This window comes from Streptomyces ossamyceticus, assembly GCF_001418475.1.
GTDB classification, from domain to species: domain Bacteria; phylum Actinomycetota; class Actinomycetes; order Streptomycetales; family Streptomycetaceae; genus Streptomyces; species Streptomyces ossamyceticus.
This window is the reverse complement of sequence record NZ_LIQX01000873.1, coordinates 1-10,208: the sequence shown is the minus strand read 5'-3', so window position 1 is coordinate 10,208 and position 10,208 is coordinate 1. Positions and strand designations below refer to the sequence as shown.

General features: G+C 72.4%; 7 protein-coding genes and 1 pseudogene. 7 read left to right on the top strand and 1 reads right to left on the bottom strand.

The window, feature by feature from the left end:
* On the bottom strand, nt 1–208 hold a 208-nt coding region (locus AOK15_RS46295), incomplete at its 3' end, for a hypothetical protein (protein WP_205632315.1).
* 133 nt (nt 209–341) lie between these two features.
* Between AOK15_RS46295 and AOK15_RS39995 the strand changes: the two genes are divergently transcribed.
* The 7 genes and pseudogenes from AOK15_RS39995 to AOK15_RS48170 all read left to right on the top strand — a co-directional run.
* Nucleotides 342–1,823, top strand: a complete 1,482-nt coding sequence (locus AOK15_RS39995) for a hypothetical protein (RefSeq protein ID WP_205632314.1) — start codon at nt 342–344, stop codon at nt 1,821–1,823.
* Nucleotides 1,824–1,858: 35 nt separating this feature from the next.
* Entirely contained in the window at nt 1,859–2,899 is a 1,041-nt protein-coding gene (locus AOK15_RS39990; RefSeq protein ID WP_240508817.1) for a glutamate ABC transporter substrate-binding protein, read from the top strand.
* A gap of 41 nt (nt 2,900–2,940) precedes the next feature.
* A complete protein-coding gene (locus tag AOK15_RS39985; RefSeq protein WP_055524019.1) occupies nt 2,941–4,266 on the top strand; it encodes a hypothetical protein in 1,326 nt (441 codons plus the stop codon).
* A 68-nt stretch (nt 4,267–4,334) separates the two neighbouring features.
* Nucleotides 4,335–6,920, top strand: a complete 2,586-nt coding sequence (locus tag AOK15_RS39980; protein WP_107099620.1) for a serine/threonine-protein kinase — start codon at nt 4,335–4,337, stop codon at nt 6,918–6,920.
* Nucleotides 6,921–6,923: 3 nt separating this feature from the next.
* The gene (locus tag AOK15_RS39975; protein ID WP_055524017.1) at nt 6,924–8,240 is read left to right on the top strand and encodes a PP2C family protein-serine/threonine phosphatase; all 1,317 of its coding nucleotides are present in this window, start codon (nt 6,924–6,926) and stop codon (nt 8,238–8,240) included.
* Nucleotides 8,241–8,382: 142 nt separating this feature from the next.
* Nucleotides 8,383–9,729, top strand: a complete 1,347-nt coding sequence (locus tag AOK15_RS39970; RefSeq protein ID WP_055524015.1) for a vWA domain-containing protein — start codon at nt 8,383–8,385, stop codon at nt 9,727–9,729.
* Between the two features lie 169 nt (nt 9,730–9,898).
* Nucleotides 9,899–10,208: pseudogene (locus AOK15_RS48170) on the top strand (FHA domain-containing protein); the annotation flags it as partial.

Below are 10,208 nucleotides of genomic sequence, written 5' to 3'. Positions count from 1 at the left end.
CGCCGCGCTGCTGGGCCTGGACCGGCTGGGCGCGGCCGAAGAGGTGCACGCGCGCGTGCGGGCCCACTTCGAAGTCCTTTGAGCCCCCCGCACCCTCCCCGAACACGTGCGACGTGCGAGGGAACCGAACCCACGCGGCAGGCGTATTCATGGGCAGGGGGTGGTGCGGGAAGCCTTCCGTCACGCAGGATTTCACCCCGCGCAGCATCTAAGACACGATCGGGGAACAAGATCGAGTCAGGGCCTGTGCGGATGTCAGTCCCGGCGGCGATACTTGCGGCCGTGCACCTCTGCCCGTGTACCGGGCGGACGTGATGGACGGATGGCCAGGGGGAGGTCAGGTGACATACACGCCGAAGGGCAGCGCGCCACCGTCGGCACCGCCCGCGAGCCCGGGCGCGAGCCCCTCCGTGCCGCCCCAGGCCACGCCCGCGTCCAGGTCACCGCTGTCGCCCGCCGCCCCGGACGGCGGCCCGCCCCGCCGCACGGCGTTCGCCGAGGGGCTCGACCAGTTGCGCGCCGCCGCGACGACCGAGCCCGGCCGGCTGCGCGTCATCGGTGCCGTGCTCGCCCTGCTGGTCGTCGCGTTCGGCTCCGTCACCGCCTGGCAGATGAACGACCGCGCGACGGCCGCCGACGACGTCCTGACGAGCAGCCAGCCCCTCAGCTCCGCCGCGGCCGGCGTCTACAGCTCCCTCGCCGACGCCAACACGGCCGCCTCCAGCGGCTTCCTCGCGGGCGGCCAGGAGACACCGGAGTCCCGCGCGAGATACGAGCGCGAGATCGGGGAGGCCGCCGACGGCCTCGCCACCGCCGCCGCGGCCTCCGAGCCGGGCTCGGAGTCCGAGCAGCGCGTCGCCGAACTGAACGCCCTGCTGCCGAAGTACAAGGGCCTGATCGAGCGGGCCCGCGCCAACAACCGGCTGGGTTACCCGCTGGGCGGCGCGTATCTGCGGTACGCCAACAGCATCATGCAGGACCAGATGCTGCCGAAGGCCCAGAAGATCTACGACAACGAGAACCGGCGGCTGCGCGACGACTACTCCGACGCGACCTCCTACCCGTGGGCCGCGATCGCCCTCGGCGTCGTCGCCCTCGGCGCCCTCGCCTGGGCCCAGCGCCGCAACTACCTGCACACCAACCGGGTGTTGAACCACGGCCTGGTCGCGGCGACGGCGGCCTCCACGATCGTCCTGCTGTGGCTGGTCGCCGGCCACACCCTCGCCCGCTCCCATCTCAACGACTCCTACGATCACGGCGTCCGGTCCCTGACCGTGCTGAACGACGCCCGTATCGCCTCCCTGAAGGCCCGTGGCAACGAGAACCTGACGCTGATCAGCCGGGGCGCCGAGACCCTGGAGATCAAGAAAGACGTCTCCGTCGACAAGTTCGACCACAGGTTCGGCCAGGAGATGAAGGCACTCGCCTCGCAGCTGGCCACCGCCGGGAAGCTCGCCGACGACGACAAGGGCGCGCAGCCCGTGAAGTCCGCCCTCGCCAACATGCAGGCGTGGCAGGACCGGCACCGCAGCGCCCGTACGGCCGACGAGGAGGGCAAGTACCAGTGCGCCCTCGACCAGGTGATCGGCGGCAAGGCCACGCCCGACTGCCGGGCGGGCGACAAGCCGACGGGCGAGTGCTTCGACAAGGTCGACGAGAACCTGAACACGGCGCTCGGGCATGAGAAGAGGGAGTTCGAGCAGGCTGCCAGGGGAGGTCTGGACGCGATGACCGGGCTGCCCGTCGGCGCGGCCGTGCTGGCCGTGCTCGCCGCGGCGGGCGCGGTGCTCGGCATCGGGCGCAGGCTCTCGGAGTACCGATGAGGCCGGCGGGAGGCGACACGGTGGAAGGAGGGGCGATGGAAGCGGTACGGCGCCTGCGGGCAGGCCTCAGGGGCTGGGGCGGCGTGGGCGCGATGGCGGTCGTCTGCGCCCTGACCGTGATCTTCGCCCTGGTGCTGCCGCTCAGCGGGACCCGCGGCGGCGGACCGGCCGGCACCGGCGGGCAGGGCGTCGCCCACGGCGAACAGGCCCGGGCGGACGACGACTGCGAGACCAGGAACGACCCGCAGAACCGCAGCCTCAGGCCCTCGTCGAACGAGTCCGGTACCGCGATCAAAAGGATCAAGGACAACGGCTTCATCACCATCGGCGTCGACCAGAACAGCTACCGCTGGGGCTACCGCGACCCCAACAACACCGACGGCAAGGCGGAGTTGGAGGGCTTCGACATCGACATCGCGCACCGCATCGCCGAGGAGATCCTCGACGACCCGACGAAGGTGCGCTTCCGTGCGATCCCCACCAACCAGCGCATCAAGGCGATCCAGGACGGGCAGGTCGACATGGTGGTGCGCACCATGACGATCAGCTGCACGCGGATGGACGAGGTCGCCTTCTCCCAGCCGTACTTCAAGACCGGCCAGCAGGTCCTCGCCCCCAAGTCCTCGACCATCGAGGGCTACGACAAGACGCTGGCGGGCAAGAAGATCTGCTCGGCCAGCGGTTCCACCGCGCGGGACACCCTGGAGGCCGACCAGAAGTCCGGCAAGCTCGTCGCCTCCGCCGACATCACCTCCGTCAACCCGCCCAACCAACTCGACTGCCTGGTCCGGCTCCAGCTCGGCGAGGTCGACGCGGTGGTCACCGACGGGGCGCTCGCCGCGAGCCAGGCGGCGCAGGACCCGACGGTCAAGCTGGTGGGCGCACCGTTCACCACCGAGTACTACGGCGTGGCGATGAATCGCGACGCGAAAGATCTGGTACGCCGGGTCAACCAGGTCCTGGAGGACTACCTCAAGGACGGCTGGCAGAAGTCGTACGACGACTGGCTGTCCGCGACCCTCGGCGACGACTCCACGGGGTCCCGACCGCCGGCCGACCAGAAGTACCGGGACTGACAAGGCAAGTTGACCGACACCGACAGAGCGAGAGGTGATCGATGGGCGTCGCGGGATCCACCGGGCCGGTGATGGACCGGGACGAGGTGGACCGTGCGCTGGCGCGGCTCGGCGCGGAGCACGAGGCCATCGAGACCTCCCTGCTCGCCCTCCAGGACCACGCGGGCCGCAGACTGCTGGAAGGCGCCGAGCTGACCGGCGTCACCAAGGAGCGCTGGGAGTCCACGGAGGCGTCGATCACGCTGCTGTGGGCGTACTTCGACGCCTACTCCGACGCGCTGCGCAGCGCCCGTGAGATCCGTTCGCGCCGCCGCTGGTCCAGCCGTGAGGACCTGGTGGAGCTGACCGAACTGCTGCGGGGCGAGGCCGTCACCGTCGCGGGCTCCGCCACCGCCATGGCGAACGCGCCGACGCTCCCGGGCTCCGGCCGGCTCAGCGAGCAGTTCTCCCTGTCCACGCTGGTGGACCGGATGAACGATCTGTACGCGGCGTCGCTGGACATGGTCGTCGCCGCCGACGCGGTGTGGTCCGCGCTGCCCGCCCGGATCGATTTACTGGCCGCCGAGCTCCAGCGCACCCGACAGCTCGCGCACTCCGTGGGCGTACGCCCCGGGGAGCACCCGGCGGGCGACGACCTGGAGCGGATCACCCGCACCCTGACCAGGCTCCGCGAGGAGGTCATCTCCGACCCGCTCGCCTACTGGGTGCCCGCACCAGGCAGTTCGGCCCCCGGCGGCGGCCGCCCCGACATCTCGACGTACGACCGTGAGGCGCGCGCCCTGGACGACGTGCGCCGGGAGATCGAGGCCGTGCTGACGGTCCGCCAGGACGCGGAGGCGCGGCTGGTGAAGCTGCGGGACGTGCTGAGCCGCGCGGACCGTACGCTCGCCGAGGCGCGCAGCGCCCGCGGTGAGGTGCTGGCGAAGATCGCCGCGACCGAGGTGCCCGTGGTGAGCGGTCCGCCGACCGTGCTCCAGGAGCAGCTGGCGCTGGCGGCCGAGTACCGCAGACACGGGCAGTGGCACCGGCTGTCCCCGCTCCTCGAGTCTCTGGAGCAGAAGGCGGACGACGAACTGCTGCGGGCCCGCGAGTCGTTGACCGCGGTGACCGCGCCGCTGGCGGTCCGCGCCGAGCTGCGCGGCCGACTCGACGCGTACAAGGCGAAGGTCGCCCGGCATGGCCTGGCGGAGGACTCGCTGCTGGTGGAGCGGTACGACGTGGCGCGCCGCATGCTGTGGAGTGCGCCCTGCGATCTGCGCGTCGCCGAACAGGCGGTGCTGCGCTATCAGCACGCGGTGGCGGAGCTGCTGGGCACGCCCGTGCCCGGCCGGCAGGAGCCGCAGGACGGGGGAGGGGAGGAATCGTGAGCCGGCCGGACGAAGAGGGCCAGCAGCAGTCGTGCCAGCGGCCCGGTTGCTCGGGGTCGTACGAGGACATGGGCGGCGGTGAGCTGTACTGCGACACCTGCGGTCTGGCGCCGGTCGTCTCGGCCAGTGGCATGGTCTCCTCCCCGCCGACCGGCATCACCGGGGGGCGGGGCTCGCGCGGCTCGGGTTCCAGTTCGCGGTCCTCGCGGTCGTCCGCGCGTTCCGCGCAGTCGCGGCGGTCGGTCTCGGGCCGCCTCTCGCGCGCCCTGTCGGGCACGTCGACGGGCCGCTCGGTGTCGGTGCGCAGCTCCGGGAAGACCGCGAGCTCCTCGGGGCGGGCCCGGCTCGGCGTCGGTCTCGTGCAGGTGCCGGAGGTGCCGCGGCCGGACCCCCGCTCGATGGTCCTGGAGACCGCCGAGGTGCCCGAGCGCAAGCGGTTCTGCTCGCGCTCGGACTGCGGGGCGCCGGTGGGGCGGGCGCGCGGTGACCGGCCGGGCCGCACGGAGGGCTTCTGCACCAAGTGCGGCCACCCGTACTCGTTCGTGCCGAAGCTGCACGCCGGTGACATCGTGCGCGGCCAGTACGAGGTCGTGGGCTGTCTCGCGCACGGCGGTCTGGGCTGGATCTATCTGGCGATAGACCGGGCCGTGTCGGACCGCTGGGTCGTGCTGAAGGGCCTCCTCGACACCGGGGACCAGGACGCGATGGCCGCCGCGATCTCCGAGCGCCGCTTCCTCGCCGAGATCGAGCACTCCAACATCGTCCGCATCTACAACTTCGTCGAGCACCTCGACCAGCGCACGGGTTCGCTGGACGGGTACATCGTCATGGAGTACGTCGGCGGGAAGTCGCTGAAGGAGATCGCCAACGGCCGCCGCACCCCGGACGGCCGCCGCGATCCCCTGCCGGTCGAGCAGGCGTGCGCGTACGGCATCGAGGCGCTGGAGGCCCTCGGGCACCTCCACAGCCGCAACCTGCTGTACTGCGACTTCAAGGTCGACAACGCGATCCAGACCGAGGACCAGCTGAAGCTGATCGACATGGGCGCGGTGCGCAGGATGGACGACGACGAGTCGGCCATCTACGGCACGGTCGGCTACCAGGCGCCGGAGGTCGCCGACGTCGGCCCGTCCGTGGCGTCCGACCTGTACACGGTCGCCCGGACGCTCGCGGTGCTGACCTTCGACTTCCAGGGCTACACGAACGTCTTCGTGGACTCCCTGCCCGACCCGGACAACATCGAGGTCTTCCGCCAGTACGAGTCCTTCTACCGGCTGCTGGTGCGGGCCACCGACCCCGACCCGGCCCGCCGGTTCGCCTCCGCGCAGGAGATGTCGGAGCAGCTCACGGGTGTGCTCCGGGAGGTCGTGTCCCTCCAGACGGGCCGCGCGCGCCCGGCGCTGTCGACGCTCTTCGGCCCGGAAGTGAAGGTCACGGACACGGAGTTGTTCGCGGAGCTGGACGGGGACGTCTCCCGCCTCGGCACCCGCCCGGTGCCGTCGGGCAGGGGCCCCTGGGCGGGCAGGACGCCCGCCGGGAACGGAGGGTCGGCTTCCGGTGCCGGAGGATCGGTTCCCGGCGTCGGAGGGTCGGTCCCGGGTGTCGACGGGTCGGGCCCCGGGAGCGGCGGGTCGGTTCCCGGTGCGTCCGCGCTGCTCACCAGAGGCGCGGATCCGTCCGCCCCCGCGCGGCTCACCAAGCCCCTGGACACCGCCGCCGCGGCGCTCGCGCTGCCCGTGCCGCGCGTGGACCCGGGGGACCCGAACGCCGGGTTCCTGGCCGGTCTCATCGCCTCCGCGCCCACCGAGCTGATCACGGCGCTGCACGCGGCGCCCACCGGCTCCCTGGAGCTGCGGCTGCGGGAGCTGCGGGCCCGCCTGGAGATGGGCGAGTTCACCATCGCCCTGGCCACGCTGGACGCCCTGGAGCGGGACCACCCCGACGACTGGCGGGTGGTCTGGTACCGGGGCGTGGCCGCGCTCGCCACCGGCGACCACGAGAACGCCGCCCTGTCCTTCGACGCGATCTACGACGCCTTCCCGGGCGAGCCGGCCCCCAAGCTGGCCCTGGGCCTGTGCGCCGAGGTCCTCGGGCAGCTCGACAACGCCGCCGAGTACTACCGGCTGGTGTGGACGACCGACCCCAGCTTCGTCAGCGCCGCGTTCGGGCTCGCCCGGGTGCGGCTGACCGCCGGGGACCGGCAGAACGCGGTACTCGTCCTGGAGTCCGTGCCGGAGGCGTCCATCCACTACACCGCCGCCCGGGTCGCCGCCGTCCGGGCGCGGTTGAGACACCGTACGGAGACGACGCTCGCCTCCGGGGCCGCCCCGGACGCGCCGTTCCTCGACGACCTGACCGCCGCCGCGGGCCAGGTCGAGGCGCTCGGCGGGTACGGTCTGGACGCGGTGCGCCGCGAGCAGTTGTCCACAGAGGTCCTCGGCAGCGCCCTGGACTGGGTACTCTCCGGTAGCCAGGGCGCCGTGGCCCCGGCCGGCGGCGAACGGATGCTGCTCGGCAGCGCATTGGACGAGCGTGGCCTCCGCTTCGGACTGGAGCGGGCGTACCGCACGCTGGCCCGGCTCGCGCAAGGCGGCGAGGAGAGGATCGACCTGGTGGAACGTGCCAACCGTTACCGCCCCCGGACGTGGGTGTAGTTCATGTCGCAGATGCCCCAGCCGACCGCGCTGACGAAGTGCCCGATCTGCGAGTGGCCCCTCGCCTCGGACGACCGCTTCTGCGGTGCGTGCGGCCATGCCCTCTCGGCGGTGTCCGCGCCGCCGGAGGACCACCCGACCCTGACGATGAACGGGACGGCCGGTGACCCGCCGGACGAGGCCGTGTCCGCGGCCTGGCCCGTCGCCTCCGAACCGAGTGTGGACACGCCCCCGCCGGTGGTCCGTCCCACCGACATCCCGGGTACCGACTCCGGCGGCGGCGAACTGTCCGGCCCCGGCCGCGGCGTACGGTTCGACCGGCCCAGCGAGCCCGACGAGTACCCGCTGGCCGCGCCGCAGCCGCCGGACCCGCGCACCGGCGACCTCGCCACCCCGCCGGCCGGTACGAAGCTGTGCGTGGCCTGCCGCGCGGGCCAGGTGGACCGGGACGGCTACTGCGAGAACTGCGGTCATGCCCAGCCACGTGAACGCGACCACATGGAGCAGGAGTTGGGCGCGGTCGCCGCGGTCAGCGACCGGGGGTTGCGCCACCACCGCAACGAGGACGCGTTCGCCGTCTCCTCGACCGCGCTGCCCGACGGCTCGCCCGCGGTCGTCGCGATCGTCTGCGACGGCGTGTCCTCCGCGACCCGCCCCGACGACGCCTCGCTCGCCGCGGCCCGCGCCGCGAACGAGACGCTGCTGGAGTCCCTGCCGCGCGGCACGCACCCGCAGCAGGCGATGCACGACGCGATCGTCGCCGCGTCCCGTGCGGTGAACGCCCTCGCCGAGGACCCGGAGACGGCCCAGGAGCAGGCCCCGCACCAGAACGCGCCGGCGTGCACCATCGTCGGCTCCGTCGTCACCCCGACGCTGCTCGTCGTCGGCTGGGTCGGCGACAGCCGCGCCTACTGGGTGCCGGTGGACCGCGGCGCCCCCTCGGCCCGGCTCACCGAGGACGACTCGTGGGCCGCGCAGATGGTGGCCGCGGGACTGATGAACGAGGCCGAGGCGTACGCCGACGAGCGCGCCCACGCGATCACCGGCTGGCTCGGCGCGGACGCGTACGAACTGGAGCCGCACACCGCTTCCTTCAAGCCGGACCGGCCGGGTGTAGTGGTGGTGTGCACCGACGGACTGTGGAACTACGCGGAGGCCGCCGAGGAGATGGCCGAGGCCGTGCCCCTCGACGCGGCCCAGCGACCGCTGCACTGCGCACAGGTCCTCGTCGGCCGGGCCCTGGACGGTGGTGGCCACGACAACGTAACAGTGGCCGTCCTGCCGTTCCCGGCCCCGCCGCAGGGGGCAGGATCGGCCTGAGGACGCTCGCGGGCGGGGACTCGCGGGCGCCTCGGCGGCCGGACGGGAACGGCCGACTGGACCGGAGGGGACCGGTCCGGGCAGAGGCACGCACAGTCATCACCCCACGTGCTGTGGGGCCGCTAGGGGGATCAGAGTAGGCATGGCCAATTTCTCGAAGTCGAACGTGCCGCAGTTCTCGGTGGACGTGTACCAGAACGAGTACCTGCCGGAGGGCGGCCGCGAGGTCAACGCGATCGTGACCGTGAGCGCGACGGGCGGCGGCACCGTGGGCAGCGCGGTCACGGCGCCGCACCTGTACGCGCCCGGCCAGGGCCCGTCCGCCGCCGTGGCGATCATGGTCGACTGCTCGGGGTCGATGGACTACCCGCCGACCAAGATGCGCAACGCCCGCGACGCCACGGCCGCCGCGATCGACACCCTGCGCGACGGGGTCCACTTCGCGGTGATCGACGGCACCCATGTGGCCCGCGAGGTCTACCCCGGCGGCGGCCGGCTCGCCGTCGCCGACCCCGCCACCCGGGACCAGGCCAAGCAGGCCCTGCGCAGGCTCAACGCGGGCGGCGGCACCGCGATCGGCACCTGGCTGAGGCTCGCCGACCGGCTGCTCGCCTCCGCCGACGTCGAGATACGCCACGGCATCCTGCTCACCGACGGCCGCAACGAGCACGAGTCGCCCGAGGACCTGCGGGCCGCGCTGGACGCCTGTGCCGGACGGTTCACCTGTGACGCGCGTGGAGTGGGCACCGACTGGGAGGTCAAGGAGGTCACCGCGATCGCCTCCGCCCTCCTCGGCACCGCCGACATCGTCGCCGACCCGGCCGCCCTGTCCGCCGACTTCACGCAGATCATGGAGGCGACCATGGGCAAGGAGGTCGCGGACGTCGCCCTCCGGCTGTGGACCCCGGTGGGCACGCAGATCAAGTTCGTGAAGCAGGTCGCCCCCACCGTCGTGGACCTGACGGACCGCCGCACGGAGGCGGGCCCGCGCGCCGGCGACTACCCGACCGGCTCCTGGGGGGACGAGTCCCGCGACTACCACGTGTGCGTCGAGGTCCCGCCCGCGTCCCTCGGCCAGGAGATGCTCGCCGCCCGCGTGTCCCTGGTCGTCCCGCAGTCCGACGGCAGCGCGCAGAACCTCGGCGCCCAGGGTCTGGTGAAGGCCGTGTGGACCGACGACATGACCGCGTCCACCTCGATCAACCCCCAGGTCGCCCACTACACGGGCCAGGCCGAACTGGCGCAAGTCATCCAGCAAGGACTGGATGCCCGCAAAGCGGGGGATATCGACGGAGCAACGGCCAAGCTGGGGCGGGCCGTCCAGCTGGCTAGTGCGTCGGGGAACGCGGATACTGCGAAACTGCTTGCGAAGGTGGTGGACGTGGTCGACGCGGCGACAGGTACTGTGCGACTGAAGGCAAAGGTCACGGAGGCCGACGAGATGACCCTCGAGACCAGGTCCACAAAGACTGTTCGTGTAAAGAAGTAGAACGAACAGCAGCAACAGCAGTAGCCGAGAAGTACCGGAAAGACCCAGTAGTACCGCTACGAGAGAGCCTGGCTCCCCCACCGGGGATCCGGACACGCTCGGCCATACCGGCCCGTCGCGGCCACAGGACCCGGCCCGAGTGCCGGAAAGGAGAGGGGGAAGCGCCGACATGCCGACCTGCCCGAACGGACACCAGTCGGGTTCCGACGACTGGTGCGAGGTCTGCGGTCACCGTATGGCCGGTGCCGTACCCCCGCCGCCACCGCCGCCCCCGGGCGCCGGTTACGGATACCCGCCGCCCGGCTCCCCTCCGCCGCCTCCGGGCGCGGGAGGTCCCGGGGGTCACGGCGGACGCCCGCCGCACCTCGCCGCCGAGCCGGAGCTCTGCCCGCAGTGCCGGACGCCCCGTGAGGGCGGCGCGCCCTTCTGCGAGGAGTGCCGGTGGAACTTCCTGACCAACACGGCGACCACGTACACCC